This window comes from Trichocoleus sp. Lan (assembly GCF_039961855.1).
Taxonomy (GTDB): Bacteria; Cyanobacteriota; Cyanobacteriia; order Cyanobacteriales; family FACHB-T130; genus FACHB-T130.
The window spans coordinates 27,081-50,539 of sequence record NZ_JAMPKA010000040.1; the positions used below are offsets into that span (position 1 = coordinate 27,081).

The 23,459-nt window shown below is 47.4% G+C and carries 14 protein-coding genes; 9 read left to right on the top strand and 5 right to left on the bottom strand.

Annotated elements, in window-relative coordinates; translation table 11 throughout:
- Positions 1–32 precede the first annotated feature (32 nt).
- The gene (locus tag NDA03_RS25035; RefSeq protein ID WP_190411506.1) at positions 33–431 is read right to left on the bottom strand and encodes a DUF4112 domain-containing protein; all 399 of its coding nucleotides are present in this window, start codon (positions 429–431) and stop codon (positions 33–35) included.
- A gap of 141 nt (positions 432–572) precedes the next feature.
- On the opposite strand from NDA03_RS25035, the gene NDA03_RS25040 reads away from it, so the two are divergent.
- Positions 573–1,055: a pentapeptide repeat-containing protein gene (locus tag NDA03_RS25040; RefSeq protein WP_190429368.1), complete on the top strand. Its 483-nt coding sequence runs from the start codon at positions 573–575 to the stop codon at positions 1,053–1,055.
- Between the two features lie 116 nt (positions 1,056–1,171).
- Here NDA03_RS25040 and NDA03_RS25045 read toward each other — a convergent pair whose 3' ends face one another.
- Both NDA03_RS25045 and NDA03_RS25050 read right to left on the bottom strand, forming a co-directional pair.
- On the bottom strand, positions 1,172–2,986 hold the full coding sequence (locus NDA03_RS25045; RefSeq protein WP_348239482.1) for an ABC transporter ATP-binding protein: 1,815 nt from the start codon (positions 2,984–2,986) through the stop codon (positions 1,172–1,174).
- Positions 2,987–3,035: 49 nt separating this feature from the next.
- Complete coding sequence (locus NDA03_RS25050; protein WP_277879351.1) at positions 3,036–3,164, bottom strand: hypothetical protein; 129 nt, start codon at positions 3,162–3,164, stop codon at positions 3,036–3,038.
- Positions 3,165–3,466: 302 nt separating this feature from the next.
- Here NDA03_RS25050 and NDA03_RS25055 point away from each other — a divergent pair, with 302 nt between their 5' ends.
- The 7 genes from NDA03_RS25055 (at position 3,467) to NDA03_RS25085 (ending at position 13,296) form a co-directional block, all read left to right on the top strand.
- Entirely contained in the window at positions 3,467–4,204 is a 738-nt protein-coding gene (locus tag NDA03_RS25055; RefSeq protein ID WP_348239483.1) for a DVUA0089 family protein, read from the top strand.
- 324 nt (positions 4,205–4,528) lie between these two features.
- Positions 4,529–5,848 (top strand): DUF4331 domain-containing protein, encoded by a 1,320-nt coding sequence (locus tag NDA03_RS25060; RefSeq protein WP_348239484.1) that lies wholly within the window; start codon positions 4,529–4,531, stop codon positions 5,846–5,848.
- Positions 5,849–6,040: 192 nt separating this feature from the next.
- Positions 6,041–7,456 carry a tetratricopeptide repeat protein gene (locus tag NDA03_RS25065; RefSeq protein ID WP_348239485.1) on the top strand — a complete coding sequence of 472 codons (1,416 nt, stop codon included), beginning with the start codon at positions 6,041–6,043 and terminating at the stop codon, positions 7,454–7,456.
- Positions 7,453–8,883 carry a sulfite exporter TauE/SafE family protein gene (locus NDA03_RS25070; protein WP_348239486.1) on the top strand — a complete coding sequence of 477 codons (1,431 nt, stop codon included), beginning with the start codon at positions 7,453–7,455 and terminating at the stop codon, positions 8,881–8,883. Before NDA03_RS25065 ends, NDA03_RS25070 begins: the two co-directional genes overlap by 4 nt.
- Before the next feature lie 223 nt (positions 8,884–9,106).
- Positions 9,107–9,418: a hypothetical protein gene (locus NDA03_RS25075; protein ID WP_348239487.1), complete on the top strand. Its 312-nt coding sequence runs from the start codon at positions 9,107–9,109 to the stop codon at positions 9,416–9,418.
- 639 nt (positions 9,419–10,057) lie between these two features.
- Positions 10,058–11,383, top strand: coding sequence for a hypothetical protein (locus tag NDA03_RS25080; RefSeq protein ID WP_190428043.1), 1,326 nt, complete (start codon positions 10,058–10,060; stop codon positions 11,381–11,383).
- Positions 11,384–11,565: 182 nt separating this feature from the next.
- Positions 11,566–13,296 carry a hypothetical protein gene (locus NDA03_RS25085; RefSeq protein ID WP_190428103.1) on the top strand — a complete coding sequence of 577 codons (1,731 nt, stop codon included), beginning with the start codon at positions 11,566–11,568 and terminating at the stop codon, positions 13,294–13,296.
- Between the two features lie 448 nt (positions 13,297–13,744).
- Here NDA03_RS25085 and NDA03_RS25090 read toward each other — a convergent pair whose 3' ends face one another.
- Positions 13,745–17,341: a CHAT domain-containing protein gene (locus tag NDA03_RS25090; RefSeq protein ID WP_190411514.1), complete on the bottom strand. Its 3,597-nt coding sequence runs from the start codon at positions 17,339–17,341 to the stop codon at positions 13,745–13,747.
- A 223-nt stretch (positions 17,342–17,564) separates the two neighbouring features.
- On the opposite strand from NDA03_RS25090, the gene NDA03_RS25095 reads away from it, so the two are divergent.
- Positions 17,565–17,888 carry a hypothetical protein gene (locus NDA03_RS25095; protein WP_190411515.1) on the top strand — a complete coding sequence of 108 codons (324 nt, stop codon included), beginning with the start codon at positions 17,565–17,567 and terminating at the stop codon, positions 17,886–17,888.
- A 105-nt stretch (positions 17,889–17,993) separates the two neighbouring features.
- On the opposite strand, the gene NDA03_RS25100 is transcribed toward NDA03_RS25095, so the two are convergent.
- A complete protein-coding gene (locus NDA03_RS25100) occupies positions 17,994–22,784 on the bottom strand; it encodes a CHAT domain-containing protein (protein ID WP_348239488.1) in 4,791 nt (1,596 codons plus the stop codon).
- Positions 22,785–23,459 lie beyond the last annotated feature (675 nt).

Here is a 23,459-nt window from a genome sequence, read left to right on the forward strand (position 1 = left end):
GAAGGAAGCGCTTCCTTCCGGCTTCGTTACTATCAATTTATGCTCGTTACAGTCTGAAGAGGGGTAACTTCATTCAGTTCGGGTTCAGCCACCTGAAGATGTTGCTCTAAAAGCGCCAAGTTACGGATATTTGACTTGTAGTATGCATCGAACAAGTCTCCCACCAAAGGCACCGAGCCGACTGTGGCTTCTAAGGCAATATTAAATATCATCTTTTGTAGGATTTCACGCGGTAAGCCGAAGCGGGCGGCTAAATAGATGATGTAAGCCGAAAACCCGGTGCTGATGATATCTCCGGCACCTGGAATCAGACCAATAATTGGGTCTAAACCAATACGAAAGCCGATGCCTGGGATTCGGATTGCATTATCCATCAGGCGGCTAAGTCTGCGGATGTGGTTGAGATTTTCGAGACGTTCAAGTGTGTTCATATTTCTAATTTTTGCACGAGGAATCCGCTGCATCTTATACCGTGAGAAGGAAAATTTCTTTTCTGGAATCATCCTAAAGTTAGTGGAACTGTCTGCCTAAAGTCAGAGATGTTTAATTTTAAGATTCCTTTATCTGAAGCCATGCTGAACTCCCCAACGCAAGACCTTCTTTTTATTTGCACTCAATTTCTGGCACAAAATCCCCAAAAACGTTTGCAGAGTCTCAAAGACTTGGGGATAGCGCGTTATGCTGATTTTTTAACTAAAATGCCATTAACAGAAGCAAATGTAGCTTGCGTAATGCATTTTTTTAGAGATACAAGTCGCGTGAAGTTCCCGAATCTTAGGGGAGCGGATTTATCTAACTTGAAGTTAGATGGCGTTAACTTTATCCGGGGTGATTTATCGGGGGCAAATTTGAGGGGAAGCAGTTTATTAGAAGCCGACCTTTTATTTGCCAATTTCACTGGAGCAGATTTGAGAAATGCGGATTTGAGGGGTGCAACTCTTAATGAGACAATATGGTCAGGTGCGGTGGTAGAAGATTGCAATTTTGGAAAAGGAATTGGGTTAACGGAGCAGCAGCGCAGAAACCTAAAAAGTCTCGGTGCTAGGTTTAATTAGCACCGGCGGCTCATCCGAGTTTTGGATGTTTAGCAACCGCTGTAGAGCGTTGGGTTGAACGATAGTGAAACCCAGCAGACAGCTTAATTTAGTGCCATTTATTTTAAATCTAATTGCTAATTTTTGCCGTTTTTGATGCCTGTCTGCACTTTCCAAAGGCTGGCATAAATTCCTTGGTCTTCTAATAGTTGTTCGTGTCGTCCTTGCTCTACTAAGAAGCCTTGTTCCATCACATAGATACAATCAGCATTGCGGACGGTGGAGAGGCGATGAGCGATCGCTATCGTGGTGCGATTGACGGTAATTCGTTCGAGCGATCGCTGAATGGCTGCTTCTGTCTCATTGTCTACGGCGGAGGTGGCTTCATCCAGAATCAGAATCGGCGGATCTTTCAAAACGGCACGCGCGATCGCTATCCGCTGTCTTTGCCCACCTGACAACTTTTGTCCCCGCTCACCTACAATCGTGTCGTAACCTTGGGGAAGTTGCAAGATAAAGTCTTGAGCCTCGGCAATTTTAGCCGCTTCGATTACCTCAGCTTCAGTTGCATCAGGACTGCCGTAGGCGATATTTTCTTTCACCGTGCCGTGAAATAAGAAGACATCCTGACTGACTAAACCAATACAGGAACGCAAATCTCTTAATTTCAAATCGCGTAATTCAATCCCATCCAATGTCACCGTTCCCGACTGAATTTCGTACAACCTCAGTAACAGTTTCACTAAGGTACTCTTCCCCGATCCAGTAGAACCGACAATGGCGATTGTTTTACCTGCGGGAATATGTAAAGAGAGATTTTGAATGACTGGATTTCGCCCATTGTAGGCAAAAGTGACATCTTTTAATTCCATTTCACCCCGCACTGAAGCGACGGGTAAGGAAATGTGTCCCGAATGAATCGCAATCGGTGTATCCAGCAGATTCATCACCCGATTTGTAGAAGCCATTGCCCGTTGATATTGATCGAGCGTTTCTCCCAATCTCGTCAAAGGCCAGAGCAACCGCTGGGTTAGGAATACCAATACACTGTAAGTACCCACAGACAATCTGCCAGCAGCTGCGTCCATCCCGCCGATTAACAGCGTTGCCGTGAACCCGATTAAAATAATGATGCGAATCAAGGGGACAAAAGCTGACGAGAGGGCGATCGCTCTCCGGTTACTTTGTCGATAAGCTTCACTTTCGACTGCCATCCTGTTCGCTTCATAGTCTTCCGTGACAAAGCTTTTAATCGTCGTCATCCCGCTCAAATTATTCGAGAGGCGGCTGTTGAGCAGACTGACTTTTTCTCGAATCTCGGCATAGCGGGGAGCAAGGCGATGTTGAAAGACAATCGAACCCCACAGAATAAACGGCATCGGCAGCATCGCCATCCAAGCCACACTGGGAGCCAGAATAAAGAAGGCACCGCCAATAATTACAACCGTCGTCGCTACTTGGAGGATTTCATTCGCTCCTCGATCCAAAAAGCGTTCCAGCTGATTGATATCGTCATTCAGGATAGACATCAAACCGCCAGTGCTGCGCTCTTCAAAATAAGCCAGTTCCAGCTCTTGGATATGGCTGTAGGCATCGAGGCGCAAGTCGTGTTCAATATTCTGGGCTAGATTGCGCCAAAGCAGGGCATAGGCGTACTCAAAGATAGATTCCAGTCCCCAGATAATGAAGCTGAGGAAGCTTAGGATCAGGAGTTGCCAAAAAACATCTTTGACGCCAAATTGTGCAATTAGCGAGTCTTGTTGCTTCACCACCACATCCACCGCTGCACCGATCAAGGCGGGTGGGGCTAAGTCAAAAATTTTATTGAGAATTGAGCAAACAGTCGCCTGCCAAATTTGGGCACGATAGTTGCGTCCATAGTCAATCAGACGCTTGAGGGGATGCGCCTTTTGGCTGCTTTGGATTTGATTGCGGGATTTTTTACGGGACAAAATGAGAGTACGCGACGATAGTTACACCAGATTTTAACCACTGTAACAATTATCCATCTGACATCCCACGACTCTCTGATAGCAGGGGCGATCGCTCATCGGTGTTATGCAACGGCGGGTGATGTGAGTGTTGCACTTGCGATCGCTTTCTTTTCAATTGGGCAAATGTGTTCCCCATTTTTCACTAATCTTGCTACCCAATTATTTGTTTGTATCTATCACGAGATAGATTTTTAAAGCAAATTTACAGATGAGTCAAGTTACAGGCTCAACAGAAATATCTAAGGCGTTTTTCAGAACCAAGAGCAAGAAATGCCTGCTGGATTTTGCTTTTCTTTGACTCGCGCTTCTAGTTTCATTCTCTATCTTGAGACATATATTGAGCTGTAAAACAATCCATAACCAATCCATCGCCGTATCTTTTTTAGTCAAGAAATCAAAAAGGGAATCCTTCCGATTCCACTGAGGTAGAAGCCGCCAATGAAAAAACTAGCGCAGATAACCGCCATATCGGTACTGGTTACAGGGTTATCATCAGCTTATGCCCAAGCTGCCACATTCACAGAGAAAAGTGATGCTGGGAAGACTCTAAATACAGCAAAAATTATCCCATCAGGGTCGCAAATACTAGAGTTTATTACTGGGACACTTTCTGATAATGATGCTGACTTATTCCAAATTTTTCTGACCGGAGGACAGACATTCTCGGCGACAACAATTAACCTAGATACGCTGGTAGGACTCCCAGTTGATAATGTTTTAGGTACCCCGACCGAGCTGCTTGAAGATCCGCAGTTATTCTTGTTTGATGCGGCTGGTAAGGGCATTTATGGAAATGACGATATCCCCGGCTTAAATTCACAATCAGTTTTATCCTCAGGTGGGTTTTCTCCCGCTCAATCTGGTATTTACTATTTAGCGATTGCTAGCTCTGGTTACGATCCTGTAAGTGCATCTGGGAAAATTTTCTCGGCTGGAGCGGATGGAACTCTAGAACCGATGGGTTCGGGTGGAAACCTTTCCTTGAGCGGCTTTACAGGTAAGAGCGCTACTACTGGAAGATACGCGATCGCACTAACCGGAGTTACAACTAGCTCTGAAAGTAGCACGGCAAGCATTCCCGAACCCTCTGGAACATTAGGCATTTTAGCTTTGGGTACTTTAGGCGCAGTTTCTCATGTGAAAAACAATAGAAAAAAACAAAAAATCACTAGCTGAGTTCCCAGCATTTTCTGGTTGGTTATTGAGGAAAGGTGCAATCGTGCCTTTGTTGGTGGGACGCCAATAAACCAACAGGGATTTGTTTTATCACTGTATTTTTGATAATTGCGATTTCCTCAATGCAGAGGTTAGGGAAAGAGCGAAAATTTAGTGGTAATAGAATTGCCAAAACAAGTTAAAGATTGATTTTTAACTTTCGGAAGAATCCATAACCAGCTCTGAGCCGTACTTCTTTGAAGCCTAGCAATTCAAAAGAAGATAAACCTCCCCATTCCGCGCCAATTAAGTGACTGAATGGATACATCTTTAGGAAAAACTGAAATGAAGCAAAAAACTTGTGTTCCTGTGAAAGAAACTGCGGCTCCTCTCAACAAAATTGCGACTTCCCCCAAAAAACCTTCGCGTCGCTTTGGTTTAAGAAACCCAATCGGTTTGGGCGTACTTGTTTTAGGATTAGCTTTGATCGCTGGGATGACACCTCTCTATCTCAAAGCTTCTGACCATGATGATGGTGAGGTAGATGCCAAGGGACGCAACCTTAATTTAACTGACCTGTTTGTATTCCGGGAAAAAGATCAGAACCCGAATGCGTCTCAAAACGATCTGGTCTTGATTATGAATACGAACCCGCGATCGCTAGCGCGTCAGCAGTATTACTTCAGTACCAGAGCGAAGTACGAGTTCAAAGTGTCGCGGGTGGGGAATAATGATGCCACTCCCACGGGTAAGGAAGATGTAGTTCTACAATTCACCTTTAGCCCACCGGATGCGAATCGCCAACAAACCATCACGATGACCGCTATCCGGGACGGTGCAATTGTTCTCCAAACCAAGAACCTCCGCACCACCCCGCTGAATCCCAACCCCAGTGCGCCGCCAATCGTTAATCAGGTATCCGGCGGTGGCGCTAACTTAGCCGTATTTGCGGGACTCCGGGAAGATCCATTCTTCTTCGACGTTGAGCAATATTTTCGGGTTCGCGCTGCTTTTCTTGGCATCGGTCCCGCAGTTTCTGGGTTCCGTCCGCCCGAACAGGCTGTTGATTTTACCAAAGGATACAACGTCAACGCGATCGCAGTCCGGGTACCGATTAAATTCTTACAAGGCTCAACCTCCGCAACGACTTTTGATGTCTGGGAAACCATTTCAGTGCCCGGAGCAAACGGCAAATTTACTCAGTTTGAGCGACTAGCTCGACCGGCGATCAACGAGGGTCTAGTCGTCACAAACGACTTCCTGAACGCCCTAAACACCGTTAGTCCTGGTTTTGAAGCTGCTGCTCTGGCGGGTCAACAACCGGCTGCGAATATCGCTGGGCCAATCGTCGGGGAAGCGAAAAAGACGCTGTTAGCTTTTGGGAATACCGAGCAACGAGCGAACGCCTTGTTGGGTGCCTTTCTACCAGACGTGATGCGAATCGACACCAGGGGACCCAGCGGATACGCCAACGCCCTGAATGCCAAAGGTAGTCCGATTCGGGGTCGCTTGATAAAAGATGATGTCATCGACATCACCTTAAGCGTCGTCACCGAGGGGAAGGTTACGAGTGATAACGTGTCCTACGACGGCGCACCTGGTAATCCAGCACAAGGACACAAGCCGTTACAACCCGCATTCCCCTATTTGGCTTTACCCAACTAGGTCAGGAGTGATGAACTGCGTACATTATCAGTGATGAAAATCTAACCTCCTTCTCACCTCTCCCTAACCCTCTCCCAAGAGGAGAGGGAAGCCCAATCAATCTTTTTTACGGGGGAGGGGGAATCACTGAAAACCCGTCCCCTACTAAGGGATGGGTTGGGGGAGAGGTTAACCGAGCTTAGAGACAGAAGCATGAAACGTGCTGAGTATTACAAATCCGAAAACTTGAAAGGTGGGTTGAGTGGGCGTCTTGTGCTGAAGCGTTGGTGGATACCGCTCTTGGTGGCGCTACCGATTGCCGGAGTTTTGGGAGGGTGGCGTTTGTGGAATCCCAGTGCTGAACTCGACGCTCCTTATCGTTATCCCTTTTCCCAATCACCCTCAGACAATATCACCGCCGCTTTGGGAGGGGAAATTGCTTTCTATCAGGAACGGATTCGGCGAAATCCAGGGGACGGATTAGATCGAACCGCCTTAGCCAAAGCCTATCTGAAGATGGCTCGGGCGACGGGGGATGCTAATTGGTATCTCATGGCAGAGCAGTCGGCAAAGCGATCGCTCGCTAATTTATCCTTTGATAATCAAGGTGCCATTTTGGTGCTGGCTCGGATTGCGGAAGCGAAACATGACTTCACAGAAGCGATTCGCTTGGCAAAACAGGTACTGCAAACCGAGTCTGGAAATGAAGATGCACTCTCGCTGCTGGTTACATCAAACTTGGCAATGGGCAAGGTGGATGAAGCCAACCGCGTCGCGAATGCTTTAGTAGATAAAATTCCCACGTTAGGCTCCTTGACACTTAGGGCTTTGGTAAAAGTTGCACAAGGTCAAGATGCAGCAGCTATTCAAGATTTCCAGCAAGCTCTAGCTGCTGAAGAACCGGGCGAGACAGGCAGTTCGGCTTGGACGCGGACGTTGCTGGGTCGGTTTTACTTCCAGCGGGGCAACCATCAACTTGCCAAAGAACTTTACCAGGAAGTTTTACGCATCCTGCCGCGATATCCCTTGGCATTAGTCAATCTGGCAGAATTAGAGACTCGACTCGGACAGTATCGAGCCGCGGAGCGTCATTACTCCCAGGTCTTTGTTTCCCCAACCTACCAGAATGTGTTCGATCACGTTGCCTTGCAGGGCATGGCACGGGTGAAGCATTTGCAGGGCGACCAGTCAGGCGCTCAGGAGTTATGGGACAAAGCCGAAGCGTTAATCCGCCAGCATCAAAATATCACTTCTTTTGGACATAGGCGCGAACTGGCACGCCTGTTACTGGAACGGGGGCGTTCCGAGGACTTCGCGGAAGCGCTTTCCCTAATGCAGGCAGAAGTCGCTATCCGCCGCGATGCAGAGACACTGGATACTCTAGCTTGGGCGCTTTGCCGTTCGGAACGCTGGCGGGAAGCTCAGCAGGTCGTTGCCGAAGCGCTAGGGCGAGGCACTCGTGATGCGGGAATTTTTGCTCGCGCAGGCACAATCGAGCAGGCATTGGGGAATAATTCCCAAGCGATCGCTTATTTCCAAAAAGCTGAAGAAATCGACCCGACTTTTGACGAACAGACACAGCGATCGCAAAGACTTAACTCAAATTCTGCAATCGAGGTGAATCAATGAACGCAAAGTGGCATCGATACGGCACGCTGAGCCTGCTGTCGTTTTTGGGAGCGATATTACTTTGGTTCGCTGCTGCTACCCCCAGTTACTCTCACTGGGCTGATTTGTCAGTAGCGGAGATTATGGTGGGCGAGACTGAAACTCAAATGACACTCACCTTTCCCACAGGGTTGATGGCATTTGCAGATGACAACCAGGATAGTCAGCTGTCACCCGATGAAGTCCGCACTCATCAAACTCAGTTGCAGACATTCTTAAGCGATCGCATCCGCCTCAGCGATAACCAGAAGCAAAAAGCTACCCTCACCATTAACGCATCCGAAACCAGCGCCCTACCGCCAAACTTGAAAGTTACTACGGGCACCCACAGCAGCTTACAGCTGACCTACAACTGGTCTCAGCCGGTTCAAGGACTCCAAATTCACTACAATCTATTTCTGCCTGGAGTGCCAACCGCCACTTGCCTTGCAACGATTCTGCATTCCGGACAGGTGCAAAACTTTATCTTCAGCCCCACAAACCAGACATTTTCATTAATGCCGCCTGGTTTGGCGTGGCTGAGTGGGGGAAGCTTGCTGATTGCGATCGCTGGCTCATTTGCGTGGGGTGCAATGCACGCCCTCTCTCCCGGTCACGGCAAGACGATTGTGGGAGCGTACTTGGTGGGTTCCCATGCTACCCCCAAACACGCCCTATTTTTAGGGTTAGCGACGACAATCGCCCATACTACCGGCGTGTTTGCCTTGGGTGCGATCGCGCTGTTCGCCTCACAGTACATCCTGCCCGATCAGTTATATCCCTGGCTCAGTGTCCTCTCCGGTTTGATGGTGGTGGCGATTGGTCTCAATTTGTTCATCAACCGCCTGCGGAGTCATCAAAGCGACAAATCAGCGACTGCACATCAGCATCCTAGCTTTTCAGCTTCCCAGAGCCATTCCCACAGTCATCACAGCCACGATTCTCATCACCACAAACCTCATCACCACGACCATTCTCATCACCACGAACCTCATCACCACGACCACCCTCACGAACCTCATCACCACGGCGAGCATTCCCACCACGACCACTCACACTTACCCCCTGGCGCGGATGGATCGCCCGTTACCTGGCGTAACCTGCTTGCCCTAGGTATTTCAGGCGGTTTGGTGCCGTGTCCTTCAGCCTTGGTTTTGCTGCTAAGCGCGATCGCACTGGGACGGATCGGCTTTGGACTGATGCTGGTGTTGACATTTAGTTTAGGACTCGCAGGGGTGCTAACTGGGTTGGGATTGCTACTTGTTTACAGCAAGCGCTTCTTCGATCGGCTACCGATTCAGATGCGGATTGTGAGGATTTTGCCTGCGGTGAGTGCATTAGTCATTGCCCTTTTGGGTGTAGGCATCACCACCCAAGCTTTGATGCAAACCGGGTTGGTGCGGCTATAAAGCGTGGCGTGTTAGCGATCGCTCCTATTGCATCACTTGCCGAACCCGTTCTCTAAAAAATTGACATTTATCCCGCTAAGTAGGTATGGCGATCTAAATTGAATTATGAAATATTGGCAACAGTAATGAGTGATTTCCAATTTTACATTGACCAAAGTTTTTTAGCCGTTTTTAATCTAATATTTCACCCATCAACTCAACCATTAAAAGTTAAGAAAACCCAATGTTCAGATGCTTTCGTTTAACAGCTACCGTATCTACTGCTCTCATTTCATTGTTTCCTGGTATAGCTTTTAGCCTCCCTTTACAGGCAGATTCTCCCTATCCAGTCGTGCCAGCTTCAAATATAGATATTCCGGTTTGCTATCTACAAACTGAAGATGGGAGAACTGTGGATCTCGGTAAATTATGCATTCAAGCCCCTGAAAATTCTCAGGCTCCTTTAAGTAGTAATTTCGGGGCGGGAAATTGCTACTTTGTGGATTCGGCTGGCAAACCCTGTAGAGCTTCTTCAGCCAGTAACCTTCAGCAGTAACCGTCAAGAAATTGAATTGTTGAGTAATACCAATTCACTGTTTTGATGCCACATTTACGATTCCCCCAATCCGATTAAAAAGGGGTAATATAGCAGTTCTAAATGATTCTTAAAGGCGAGACCCCCCACTTCGAGAAAGAAGTCGGGGATCTCAAGGGTTGGCATCTCCAAACTCAAATAGGATTGCGATAGATGGATATGTGTTAGACATAAACAGGAGTGACGCAAAAACCTCTCAAACTCTTATTCCTATGCGCTTGCTCGCAGGCTACGCCAACGTGTACGAGAGCGTCTAAAGCGAAGAGAGCGCTTCACAACTCTTAGGCGGTTCATTTTTCTGTTACTGGTACGTAAGTCCTAATAAAGTGAAATAGTATTACTTGGCACCCAAGCCAGAGTTACTTAACGACATGGGTAGGCGATACGACATCCTGGTTGAGTCGGCTGTCCTGAGCGGACGAGGAGCGCGGCAATTTATACTACCAGTCAAGTTGAACAACCACTTTCCCATTGAATCGATCCTAACTGAAGTAGGGACTGCCTGAGCAAGACTCTGCAAAGTTTTTTTACAAGTAGTGTTCGTTTTTTGGTTTTGGCACCTAACTTTGGAGAGAAATCTTTAAGCAGAGGAATTTATAAATGCCAATCGAAACAGTACCCGGAACTTCCTTAAAGTATTACCTGATCGCTTTTGATGCATCTGGCAAAGAACGCGATGAACATGGCGAGTTGATGAGCCAAAAAATCTTGGAAGCACTTGCTAGCGAACCAATCACAGATGTATTCATCATGAGCCACGGCTGGATGGGTGACATTCCCGGAGCGCGAGATCAGTACAACAAATGGATTGGCGCGATGGCTAAACAAACAGCCGATCTCGAAAAAATCACACAGGCGCGACCGTTTCGTCCCTTAATGATCGGAGTGCATTGGCCCAGCAAGCCTTGGGGCAATGAAGATTTGACAAGTGCTTCGGTGTCTTTTGGCGTGAACGATGCAGATCCTGTCGATAGCGCCGTTGATGAATATGCTGAACGCATTGCTAACACTGAGGAAGCGCGGCAAGCACTGCAAACAATTTTTAGGAAGGGGCTGGAAGACAGCGAACCCGATACCTTACCGCCAGAGGTAGTAAACGCCTACCAAGTGTTGAACCAAGAGGCTGGTTTGGGTAGCGAAGGTGGGGGTGGGGCACCAGGTTCGGATTGGGAAGGTTTCGATCCGGAAGGCATCTATCAAGCAAGTCACCAAGAACCCGTCAGCTTCAGTGCTGGCAGCAGCTTTGACTGGGATAAGTTTCTAACTCCCCTGCGGCTACTATCTTTTTGGACGATGAAAGACCGCGCTCGCAAAATCGGTGAAAGCGCTGGGTTCAACTTGTTAAAAGCACTTCAACAGAACACTCCTGAAACTGTGCGATTCCATCTGATGGGTCATAGTTTCGGATGCGTTCTTGTCTCTGCCACCCTTGCCGGTCCAAAAGGTCAGGGCAAATTAGTCCGGCCAGTTAATTCTTTGGTCTTGGTTCAAGGAGCGATGTCTCTCTGGTCTTACTGTTCAAAAATTTCCTACGAACGCAATCGCCCTGGTTACTTTAATCCACTCATCGTTCAAGGTAAAGTCGCTGGTCCAATTGTTACGACCCAATCTCACTTCGACTATGCAGTCGGCAAGATGTACCCCCTAGCTGGAAAGATTGTCTTTAGTCGTGTGGACTTTGCCGCCGGTGGTTTGCCTAAATATGGCGGAATTGGCTGCTTTGGTCTCTGCGGAAACGGCTTTCCAGTAGAAGACATAAATATGCTCGGTTCTGATGCCTCTTATCAGTTTAAACCGGGTAAAGTCTACAACCTGGAAAGCAGCAAGTTTATTAATGACGTGACAGACAAGTTTGTTGGTGCCCATAACGACTTTGCCAAACCGGAAGTAGCCCATGTGCTGTGGTCGGCAGTTTCTGGCAGTTAACCGCCAGTCTTAGTTAAGCCGTTAAGACTGTTCGGACGATCGCCTAACCTCCCCAACCCTGCTTGCCTATATAGGCAAGCGGGAAGACAGATGCGTCTGTGCTTGCGACACAAGAGTGGGAAAAAAGGTCAATCCAACAGCCTTGCGGTGTTAGTCGCTCAAAATTATCAGGAACCAAAGAGATGTCCGAAGACCTGCTATTCTTCAATGGAATTAATGGAGCCAGTGGCGATTATTTGCTGCCTCCTTTGACTGCCGAGCAAGTAGCTAAGATCGCCCAAGGCGAAGAGTTCGATCCAGAAAGTTTAGAAGATATCCAGTTCAAAAAGCGACAAAAAGAAGAGCCTGATTTTGCTCCAATAGAGGGAGTAGACCCAAAAAACCTCGCTGAAACAGGTTGGGGAGTAATCTTCGCTTACGATGCCGATCCGGCAATCCGAGAGGCACTTAGCGAGCTACTAGATCATCGTAAAAAACAAGCAACTCAAAAGCACGAGCATTACTACCAGGAATACAGCGGTGCTAGAGGTTATCGTTACGACAAAGCAAAAAATCAGTACGAGTCAAAAAATAAGTTTCTGTCACGTCAGGGAGTGGGGCCAGGTCCAGCCGATCCGGATAAAATGCCTTACTACCTGATGATTGTCGGAGATCCAGTAACAATTCCCTATCGCTTTCAGTCCCAGCTTAGCGTTCAGTATGCTGTAGGTCGCATTTATTTTGATACGCCACAGGAGTACGCGCAGTACGCTCGCAGTGTAGTAGAAGCGGAAACTGGCAACCTATCCTTATCCCCAAGCGCTGCCTTTTTCGGCGTATGCAACCCAGGAGATGCTGCTACTAATCTCAGCACTCAAGACCTGATTCAGCCGTTATCTGAATGGGTTGTCGAGGAACATTCCAACTGGAATGTGAAAACGATTCTTAAAGAAGAAGCAACTAAGGCTCGTCTGGGGCAACTGCTAGGAGGCAGCGAAACGCCTAGTTTGCTTTTCACCGCAAGTCACGGCATGGGTTTTCCCAATGGCGATCCGCGACAGATACCCCACCAAGGGGCACTACTGTGCCAAGACTGGCCTGGTCGCGAATGGGGGCGAAAGCCGATCCCGGAAGATTTTTACTTTTCTGGGGACGATATTGGCGAACAAGCGCGGCTTTTAGGAATGATTGCTTTTCACTTTGCCTGTTATGGTGCTGGCTGTCCCCAAAAGGATGAATTCGACGGTCACTCCCAATTTCTTTCTGAACGACCCGATATTGCGCCATATCCGTTTCTTGCCCGCTTGCCGCAGAAACTCCTGAGCCATCCCAAGGGAGGTGCCCTAGCTGTAATTGGTCATATAGATCGAGCTTGGGGCTGTTCTTTCTCTTGGTCAGATATTCGGGGTTCTAGCGATACTCGCAGGCAGATAGCAGTCTTTCAAAGTAGTGTGAAGCGCCTGCTAGAAGGTCATCCAGTTGGATCGGCAGTGGAGTATTTTGACGAGCGCTATGCCGAAATTTCCTCTGACCTTAACATTGAGTTAGAAGATATTAAGTTTGGCGCGACTCCCAACAATCAGACTTTAGCTGGTATGTGGACGGCTAACAACGACGCCCGCAACTATGCGATTATCGGCGATCCAGCAGTGCGGCTAGTGGTCAGTAATACTAAAGATGCCACTGCTGAGCGCCCCACTATTCAACTACCTGTACCTTTGCCTTCTAACCAATCGGGACAGGGGGCGGCTCAGGAAACTCCAGAGCAAGTTGTTGATGAAGCTGCCCTGAAGCAGGCTCAGACGCAGTTAATTACATCACTAGAGCAATTTGTCAATACCGTACAAAAAGCTCCAGCTAATAATACCGAAAGCTTGCAAACAGCAACGTCAATAGCCACCAATCTATTGAATGTGTTGAGGGGATTGAGTTAATAGCGATCGCACCTAAGTAAACGGCTGCCGGGACTTTTCCCACGCAGCTTTCAAGTTGTTAGGGAGTGTCAAACTAAAACGAGGACTTGCGTCCTCGTTTTGGTTTGACGCTCCCTACTTTTTGGGTGAACTACTAGCAGTGCTAATACCATCACAAAGATGGCGATCGCTCTCACTGAGATTAATTCTGGGCTTCTTCAGATAGTAAGGTTCTAATTGATACTTCCCCAGATTAGAGGGACTCGCTACTAGCACCAATGCCCGCAAGTCACGCCGCCCAATAGGGAGAAAGCAGCGAGCAATCGGCGTTGGGGATTCGTAGTGAGCACGAAAGTACTTAGATGCTGACCCTGACGCACTTTAGCGCCTACTACAAGCAGCGATCCCTAAACAGTGCTAACGAAGATATGATACATAACACCGGCGCGCTGGTATTACATTCGCAGTATTATCTGCCTGCTGTTTTAGTTTCCCATATAAGCTGGGGTTTTCCTCTTGAATTTTGATATATTACTACATTTCCATCATTCTGAACCGAGAGTTGAGGGTCAGGAGAACCATTCGTATGAGAAGCCCAAAGTGGCTTGTTATTCAAGTCATAGACAACTAAATTTCCATCGTCCTGCATTACAGTGTAACTACCGTTCGGGTTGGTTCCAGCTGCCCACAGAGGTGTTCCATTTGATTTAATCAGGACAAGGTTTCCATCGTCTTGCATTTTAAGGTAATAAAAACTATTTTCTGAAGCCACACACTCACCTTTTTCTAATCTTTGATTAGGGCTTAGATGCTTGTGAAAAACGGGTTGTTTATAATCGCAACCTGCTATAAACCTTTGGGATGCTCCCGTCTTTCCGTCATCGCCGGAGAGCTTGAAGTCACCTAATATAATGTATTTACCGCTACTCAAATCCCCATCGCTGACTAGATCGGGCACATTCTTAGAATAGCTATAAAAGATTTGAGGATAGATGGCAAAGTTAAGGGGATTACCAAGCACTATAATAATCCCAACATTAGTCTTCTCATCAGGAACACCGCCCATCGTCCACCAGTCTTTTGCCCTTTCATTACATCCGAACTCCTGGGCATACCGGAATCGAACGTAATAAACTCCTGGCTCTTTCGGCGCTGTTAGTTTAAAGAATTCATCTCCTTTGGAGACTACAGATCCAGCATTGATACAAGCTTGAGCACGTTTGTCATTATTGATGCCTAGGAGAATTTGGTTAATAGTCCCCTCTCCACGTTCAGGATATTGGTATACATATTGTGTACGTCCATCAATTGTTTGTCCGGGATATGCAAACACAACATTTTTTTTCTGCTTCAAACTAGATTTTATGATTATGCCAATGCTAACTGTTGCCACGCCTAGTAGAGCTAATAGGATAGCTATCCATCGGACTATCCTCCAATTACGTCGTGATTGGCGCAAGTCTACGCAAGCCTTCACATATTCAGCCTCAAGTTGGCTCAAAAATTTGGGTTGTTTCAATAGTGCCTCGGCTTCCTCTAATCGTCTTCCCTGTATTAGATAATCGTTTCTGTTTTCTTTATGGTTTTTCCACTCCTGTGCTGCCTGAGTGATGATCTCCCGCAGTTGTAGGTTGGTTCTGTCCTCGTCCAACCACTTTTGCAACCTCGGCCAGTAGCGGATTAATGCTTCATGGGCAACTTCTACCTCTTCTTTATCTGTCGCTTCATTTCGACTGGTGACTACGAGTCGCGCCTCTTCACCAGCTAACTGCTGCACCAACTTCTTGGTCACTGCTAGGTCGCTACCTGCTGACACCAGATCCTCTAACTCCACTCGCCGTCGGGTGTCCCGTCGCTTCTCTCCCTGGACGGCACTCGCATCCATACGGGTTAAGCGCAAGAAGATATTCCGGACTTGCTCCTGCTCAGAAGCTGGCAAGCTATTGTAGAAATCATCGGCAGTTTTAGCTATTGCCTGCTGGACTCTACCGATGGCTTGGTACTCCTCGTCGCATAACCACCGTCCATGTCGCCGCTTCCATAGCTCCTGCAAAGCATGTTGCAGCAGTGGCATCGCTCCTGGTTCTTCTTGAACATCATCGAGAATTGAGTTGCTCAAGCCCGCTTCAAAGCGCAGTCCCGCTTTGTCTGCCTGCATCTTCATCGCTGTAATCAGTTCAGGGGGTTGCATCCGTCCAACCAATTTTTGTCGGGTTTCAATCCGTTTGCTCAACTCTGGGTAGAAGGTGCACTCTCCTAAAAAGTCTGCCCGCATCGTCATGACAACTTTCCGCCGGGAGGCAAGGGTTAACAATCTGGTGATGAATTCTTGGCGATCGTCTTTATCTTCACAAAGGGTAAAAACTTCCTCAAATTGGTCTACTACCAGTACTGAATGCTGTTCTGATACTTTCGATAGCCTTTCTAATCGTCTATCTAATTGTTTGACTGGCTCCCTACCCGGTGTTAGGTAAGCCCACTGTAGGCTGGGGTTCTGCTCCTTAAGCTTAGGAATCAGCCCAGCTAGCACTACCGATGACTTGCCACTGCCTGAAGGACCGATAACGGCTAAAAAGTTATCCTTCTCCAGTTCCTTTTGTAACTCTTGAATCAGCTCATCGCGCCCAAAGAAGAACTTGTGGTATTTTTTCTCGCCGAAGGAAGACAATCCAGGGAAGGGACACTCAGCCTTGTATTCTGGTGGTTGCTTACCTACTGCCAAAGCATCGAAACTGAGATCGAGGACTTGGTCACAGATGTTGTCGAGTTCCTCTAAAGCCTGATGACGCTCGTCACGGGCAACCGGTGAATCTGCTCCCCGTGTATTGCTCAGTTTTTCTGCCTGCGTTTTAAACCTCTGCTGAAGCACAGATGCATGAGGTGCTCGCTCTGCGAGCAGTTCCCGCAGCTTCCCGATGCCATCCTCGATTTCCTCGTCGGTTAGCTCGCCATTTTCGCTGCGATCGCTAAATAAGGGACGCCCACCCAAGCGGCTGAACAGGGCTGGCACAGTAATGTCGTGGCGGTTTCCTAGTCCGGCTGTTGCCTGTTGTAGCGCCGTGTCTATCTCTCCAGACTCTCTGAGTCGTCGATAAAAGCTCTGTCCTAGAGCCAAGCCTGTCTCTACGCTCACCTTGCGGGTCATCGCTATGACGGCAGGCATTCCCAAATCTCGTACCAATCGCTGAGCTAATCCGCCTAATGCCCCTTCTGCTCTTGGGTCGGCACTCTCGCAAGTGCAGAGGAAGGCAAAGTGAGGCAAGCCCGTCCGACCACCTATGTTGCTCAGCTCGTCCAGCAATTCTGTCCCAGTCACTGGCAGAACTTGATTGTCGGCTTGCGCCCAATACAGAACAGTTTCTCCCCGATCAATCAGCTTACCGTGGCAGACAAAGTGCAACAAGGTGTATGGCTTCTTGGCGTTAGTCAGTTGCTTAGATAGTTCTTGTAGCGTTGGTGGGCCGATAGCACCGGCAACATTATTTGCCAAAATCTCATAAGGAATTGTCCCCAGCGCTTCTTTCACCCCCGATACAACAGCTTCCACATCAAAAGGTGCTAATTGAAACTTGCCGATATTGGCGGGACTTGCTACCAGCACCAGCGCCCGCAAATCCCGCCGCCCAATCCGGGGAAAGCGGCGATCGATAGGAGTGGGGATGTAGCGTGAAAAGGGTACGCGCTGGTCACGGGCTAAAAGCTGCCAACTGTCGTCAGTATCAATAGGGGCGCACAGCCTTTCCCAATGCAATATTCTAACTTCGTCGTTGTCAGCAGCTTCAATAGAAAGCAAAATTCTTAAGAGGCAGTCCTGACTACTCATAGACAGGGCACGGACAAAGGTATCACGCACATTTCCTATAAAAAGGGCTTTGCCCAGTATGATGCCGTATGCCTTCTCGTTTTCTTGCTGTTGTGTCAGCTTGTAAAAGTCATCCTGGCTGAGCTGGAGAATTCCGCTGGAATGGGTGGTTAGCCCATCCAGTTGCTTGCATCTTAAAACAATGGGCCAGCTATTATCGCCTGACTTGCTCTGGATGGTAATCTCGAACTCAAAGGCGTTCATGCGTTATCTCCTCCCATTATTTTTTGCTCTTCAGTAGATGTTGAACCGCAAATATTCTGTTGTTATTCAGAGACTGTTTATACAGTAAAAGCTGATATATCAGGAGTATGGGGAGTAACCAAAGATGCCATGAAGACGGGATACCGAAATTTCTTCTGACCTGAATGTTGAATTAGAAGAGATCAAGTTTGGCACGGCTCCCAATAATCAGAGTTTAGCTGGTATGTGGACGGCTAACAACAACGCCCGCAACTATGCGATTAGTGGCGATCCAGCAGTGCGGCTGGTGGTTAATAGCAGTAAGGATGCGAGTGCCGAGTGCCCCACTATTGAAACTGTGCATTTGCCTTCCAATAAGTCGGGAGAGGCGCAGGAAAATCAAGAGCAAGTAGTTAATGAGCCTGCTCCAGAGCAGCTTCATCAACTACTTGAATCACTAGAGCAATTTATCAATACTGTACAAAAAGCTCCAGCTAATAGCACCGAAATGCAAACAGCAATGTCACTAGCTAGCAACCTTTTGGATGTGTTGAAGGGATTGAACTAATAACGCGATCGCAGCGAGCACCAATATCGCAACTATGAAAATGAAAAAAGTTGTGCCGTAAAATTCCCGCGCAGCTTTCAAACTTTCAAGTAACAGCTCATAGTCTCAGTTGGATTTTGGTAAATTACTAGCAGTGCCGATACCGTCACAAACGTGACGTTCTTTCGGATCGAGTTCCGTATTCGGATTGTTAATATAATCTCGTACCCAAGCGCAACCCCTCACCATCAGCTCATCTAATCCTTCCACCCGCCACAACTTAACCGTTCCATCTTCACCACCCGTAGCTAGAAGCTTGCCATCAAGACTAAAACCGACGCTCTTGACTTCACCTTTATGACCTTTGAATACGGCTACCTCTTGACCGGATACATCCCATAGACGAGCAGTTGAATCAGCTCCGGCAGTTGCTAGCAGCTTACCATCGTTACTCCAACGGAGTTTAAGCACCGCACCTATATGACCTTTCAATTCCTTTAATTTATGACCTTCCAAATCCCACAAGCGGACAGTGCGATCGCTACTAGCTGTAACCAGTTTCTGACCATCATTGCTCCAAATGACGCTGTTGATCCAGTCTCGATGCGCTGGGAATTCCCTTAACTGCTGACCAGACAAATCCCACAAGCGGACTATACCATCCGCTCCTGAAGTCGCTAAAAGTCTCCCATCCGGGCTAAAACTGACACTCAGTACATTTCCTTTATGACCTTTTAATTCTCTTAATTGCTGACCAGACAAATCCCACAAGCGGGCAGTGCCATCCTCTCCTGATGTGGCTAAAAGTTTATTATCCGGGCTAAAGTTCAGACCTAAGACTTCACCTTTATGACCTTTGAATTCTCTCCGTTGCTTACCAAATAAACTCCATAAGCGAGCGGTGCCATCCTGTCCTGATGTAGCCAAAAGTTTGCCATTTGGGCTAAAACTCACCTTCCAAACTACACCTTTATGACCTTTGAATTCCCCCAATTGCTCACCTGATAAATAATCCCACAGGCGGACAGTGCCATCAGCTCCAGCCGTCGCTAGGCTCTCGCCATCCGGGCTAAAACTGATACTCCACACTGCCCCTTTGTGCCCTTTAAAATCAGTTAGCTGCGGGCGATATTGCAAATTCCACAAGCGGACAGTGTTGTCGTATCCCGCAGTTGCCAAAAGCTTGCCATTTGGGCTGAAAATAACACTCCTAACTGAGTCGTTATGCCCTTTAAATTCCTTCAAGAGTTTTCCATTCAAATCCCAGAAGCGAACAACACCGTCCTTTGAACCACTGGCAAGATTCTGACCATCTGGACTAAAAGTGACGCTAAACACCCAGTCTTTATGTCCTGACAATTCTCTCAACTCTTTTCCTTTCAAATCCCACAACTTGACAGTGCTGTCCTTAGAGGCGGTAGCAAGTTTTTGACCATTGGGACTAAAACTAACACTAAACACCGTATCTTTATGCCCTTTAAATTCGCTTAATAGTTTTCCGTTCAAATCCCACAACTTGGCGGTGCGGTCTCCAGAACCAGTAGCGAGAGTCTTACCATCAGGACTGAAACTGATACCCCAGACTTTTTTATTACTACCGATATTGTGGGCAGGAAATTCTTTGATTAATTTTCCCTGCAAATTCCACAAGTGAACGATGCCATCCCCAGAACCAGTGGCGACAATCTGACCGTTAGGACTGAAAGTGATGTTAAATACCCCCTTTTCCTGTCTAGGAAATTCTCTTAATACTCTCCCCTGCAAATCCCACAATTTTGCCGTTCCATCTTCAGCACCCGTTGCCAGTAGCCGACCATCGGGACTAAAGTTGACATTTCTAATCCGCTCTTTAGTCCCTAAAAATTTGATTAGTTCTTTACCATGTAAATCTGACAAACGAACTGTACCATCAACTCCAGTACTCGCCAGGATCTGACCGTCTGGGCTAAAACTGACATCTGTAACTGAGCGTTCATACTCTTCTAAGCGATTGAGTTCTCTGACTTCAGAAGTTACTTTTTGCAGCCTGCCCCTGACTTCGTTTATTAAGGTTGCTTTTGATATCCACAGATGCTTAGCTTCTTTTCCAGCTTGTAAACTTCCTATCAATGCCTCTAATTGATCCACTTCCAACTTAGCTTCTGAGGAAGCACTTAACGCCTGAATTCGCTCGATTTCTGCTTGTCGCCACTGATATCCAGCAAAAATTGCAAATCCTGCAAGGACAAAAGCTGAGCTGACCGCAGCGAAAAGCAAGCGATGTCTGCGTTGTCTTTCTTGCTTGCGAATGCGATCGCGCAATTCCAAACAAGCGTTGACATATGCCGCCTCTTCTTGATTCAGATGCACAAATTTTGGGTGCTGCAAGAGCATTTGGGCGTCTTCTAATCGTCCGCCCTGATGAATCAGATAACTTTCTTGGTCTGGTTGCTCTTTATGGTTATACCAATCCTCCGTCGCCTGATTGATGCTCTCTCTCAGTTGCAAGTCGCTCCGATTCTGGCTTAACCACTCCTGCAACGTAGGCCAATAGCGGATTAAAGCTTCGTGGGCGACTTCTACTTCTTCCTTCCCGGTACTTTTGTTCCGACTGGTAACGACTAGCCGTACCCCCTCACCAGCTAGCTGCTGTACCAACTTCTTTGTCTGGGCCAGATTGCTCCCGCTTGGCACCAGATCCTCTAACTCCACTCGCTGGCGGGTGTCCCGTCGCTTCTCTTCCTGTACGGCATTCTTATCCAAGCGAGTTAAGCGCAAGAAAATATTCTGGACTTGCTCTTGTTCCTTGGCTGGTAGGCTATTGTAAAAATCATCGGCAGTTTTCGCGATCGCCTGGTGAACTCTACCGATAGATTGGTACTCCTCATCGCACAACCAGCGCCCCCGCCGCCGCTTCCACAGTTCCTGCAACGCATATTGCAGCAGTGGCATTGCCCCAGGCTCTCCTTGCACATCATTGAGAATCGAGTGGCTCAAACCAGCTTCAAAGCGCAACCCTCCCCTATCTGCCTGCATCTTCATCGCTGTAATCAGTTCCGCAGGTTCCATCGGTCCAACCAATTTTTGTCGGGTTTCAATCCGCTTTCTCAGTTCGGGGTAGAAGGTACACTCTCCTAAAAAGTCCGCCCGCATCGTAATTACAACCTTCCGCCGCTCGGCAAGGTGTAACAACTTGTCGATAAATTCTTGGCGATTGGCTTTATCCTCGCAAAGGGTGAACAGTTCCTCAAATTGGTCTACCACCAGTACCGAAGGCTGTTGGGATACCTTTAACAGGATTTCTAATTGTTTCAGCGGCTCGTTGCTTGGCGTGATACGAACCGACTGTAGGCTTGGCTCCTGCTCTTTCAGCTTCGGAATCAGTCCTGCTAGCACTACGGATGACTTGCCGCTGCCCGAAGCACCGATAACCGCTAAGAAATTATCCTTCGCCAGTTCTTTTTGTAAGTCTCTAATCAGCTCATCGCGCCCAAAAAAGAACTTGTGGAATTGTTCCTCAGCAAAGGAAGATAGACCCGGAAAAGGACACTCAGCCTGATAGGGTGGTGGTTCCTTACCCAAAGCGGAGAGAGCATCAAAGCTAATTTCCAGAACTTGATCGCACAAGTTATCGATCTCTAATATTGCCTGCTGGCGCTCTTCACGGGCGGTGCGTGACTCGGCTCCTTGGGTATCTTTGAGCGTCTCTACCTGCGTTTTAAACCGCTGCTTGAGTACGGAGGCATTAGGAGCGCGTTCTGCGAGGAATTTGCTTAGCTTCGCAATCCCATACTCGATTTCCTCGTCTGTTAAATCCCGATTGTCGAGGCGATCGCTAAATAAGGGACGCCCACCCAAACGGCTAAATAAAGCCGGAACCGTAATGTCGTGGCGCTTTCCCAGTCCGGCTGTTGCCTGTTGTAGCGCTATGTCTACTTCTCCGGACTCTCTCAGTCGTCGGTAAAAGTTCTGTCCTAGAGCCAAGCCTGTCTCTACGCTCACCTTGCGAGTCATCGCTACTACAGCAGGCATTCCCAAATTTCTCACCAATCTTTGACCTAATCCACCTAATCCTGCTTCTGCTCTAGGATCGGCACTCTCGCAAGTACAGAGGAAGGCAAAGTGCGGTAAACTCCTTTGATGATTGCCAATATTCTTTAGCTCTGAGAGTAATTCTTCTCCAGTAATTGGCAGAACTTGATTGTCGGCTTTTGCCCAATACAGAACAGTTTCTCCGTTATCAAGTAGCTTGCCGTGGGCGACAAAGTGCAGTAATGTGTATGGTTTTTTGGCATTGATTAGTTGCGTGGAAAGTTCTTGTAGCGTCGGGGGTCCGATAGCACCTGCAACATTATTTGCCAAAATATCGTGAGGAATTTCACCAAGCGCTTCCTTGACTCCGGATAAAACAGCTTCCACATCAAAAGGTGCTAATTGAAACTTGCCGATATTCGAGGGACTTGCTACTAGTACAAGGGCATGTAAGTCACGCCGTCCAATCGGGGGAAAGCGGCGATCGATAATAGTAGGAATATAAATGGAAAAGGGAACGCGCTGATCGCGGGCTAAAAGATGCCAACTTCCGTCAGTATCAATCGGGGCGCACAGCCTTTCCCAATGCAATATTTTGAGTTCGTCATTTTCAGCCGCTTCAATCGAGAGCAGAATTCGCAAGGGGGAGTCCTGGCTGCTTTTGGATAAAGCACGAATAAATGTTTCGCGCACCTCCCCTTGAAACAGGGCTTTGCCTAGTAAGGTACCGTATTCTTTCTCGTTTTCTTGCTGTTGGGTGAGTTGGTGAAAGTTATCCTGACTTAGCTGTAGGGTTTCTTTTGAATGGATAGTTAGTCCGTCCGGTTGCTTACACCTGACAACAATAGGCCAGCTACTAACACCTGACTTGCTCTGAATGGTAATCTCGAACTCAAAGGCGTTCATGCGTCATTTCCTTGTGATTATTTCTCGCTCTCCAGATGTCGGAAAACAAATATTCTGCGGGTATTATGAGACTATAAGTACAGTGAGTAGTTCTTTTGTGTCACTTTAGATAAAAGAAAAATAATATAGCAGTTCTCATTTGTATACAGTACACTTTTGCTCTTTGTTTGGAATCAGAGAGAGGCTTAGAAGTTAGCCCCTTGCTCGATTCCGGGAACTCTGTTGGAAGTTAGACATTGAGTGTAGTTGACTCAATCGAGAAGCACTATAACGCTTTTTTGCCACTATCAGCAGAGCAAAATTTTAACCCCCTTGCAACGAGATACTTCTACTATATTTTGGTCTGGATTTGTCTCAGTTTCCCCTCGCTTAAAGAATTTTTAATAATAGTTTTTCTTAATCAGATGGATTGTTGGCTTTTCAAATCCATTAAAAATAATAACAGACAAGTTGATAATCGCTTAATTATTAAAGGTTAGGTTTATAAAAAATGGGTTTATTAAAACCAAAACCAGTTGTAAATCATGTCAATTGTCTGACCATAATCCCCCTCATGGCTATATATAGCAGTCCTAAATGAGTTGTGAGAAACCGCCATAGGAAAAAAGCTTTGGAAAGTCAAAGGTTTGACGGTGAGTTACTAATTCAAATAGGAACTTAACGACACCAAATGAT

Excerpts from the sequence above, each read along its gene's own strand:
- NDA03_RS25050 (WP_277879351.1), bottom strand. The coding sequence starts at position 3,164 with ATGGGGAACACATTTGCCCAATTGAAAAGAAAGCGATCGCAAGTGCAA.
- NDA03_RS25090 (WP_190411514.1), bottom strand. The coding sequence starts at position 17,341 with ATGAACGCCTTTGAGTTCGAGATTACCATCCAGAGCAAGTCAGGCGAT.
- NDA03_RS25075 (WP_348239487.1), top strand. The coding sequence starts at position 9,107 with ATGTTCAGATGCTTTCGTTTAACAGCTACCGTATCTACTGCTCTCATT.
- NDA03_RS25095 (WP_190411515.1), top strand. The coding sequence starts at position 17,565 with ATGTGGACGGCTAACAACAACGCCCGCAACTATGCGATTAGTGGCGAT.
- NDA03_RS25070 (WP_348239486.1), top strand. The coding sequence starts at position 7,453 with ATGAACGCAAAGTGGCATCGATACGGCACGCTGAGCCTGCTGTCGTTT.
- NDA03_RS25065 (WP_348239485.1), top strand. The coding sequence starts at position 6,041 with ATGAAACGTGCTGAGTATTACAAATCCGAAAACTTGAAAGGTGGGTTG.
- NDA03_RS25055 (WP_348239483.1), top strand. The coding sequence starts at position 3,467 with ATGAAAAAACTAGCGCAGATAACCGCCATATCGGTACTGGTTACAGGG.
- NDA03_RS25040 (WP_190429368.1), top strand. The coding sequence starts at position 573 with ATGCTGAACTCCCCAACGCAAGACCTTCTTTTTATTTGCACTCAATTT.
- NDA03_RS25080 (WP_190428043.1), top strand. The coding sequence starts at position 10,058 with ATGCCAATCGAAACAGTACCCGGAACTTCCTTAAAGTATTACCTGATC.
- NDA03_RS25100 (WP_348239488.1), bottom strand. The coding sequence starts at position 22,784 with ATGAACGCCTTTGAGTTCGAGATTACCATTCAGAGCAAGTCAGGTGTT.
- NDA03_RS25035 (WP_190411506.1), bottom strand. The coding sequence starts at position 431 with ATGAACACACTTGAACGTCTCGAAAATCTCAACCACATCCGCAGACTT.
- NDA03_RS25085 (WP_190428103.1), top strand. The coding sequence starts at position 11,566 with ATGTCCGAAGACCTGCTATTCTTCAATGGAATTAATGGAGCCAGTGGC.
- NDA03_RS25060 (WP_348239484.1), top strand. The coding sequence starts at position 4,529 with ATGAAGCAAAAAACTTGTGTTCCTGTGAAAGAAACTGCGGCTCCTCTC.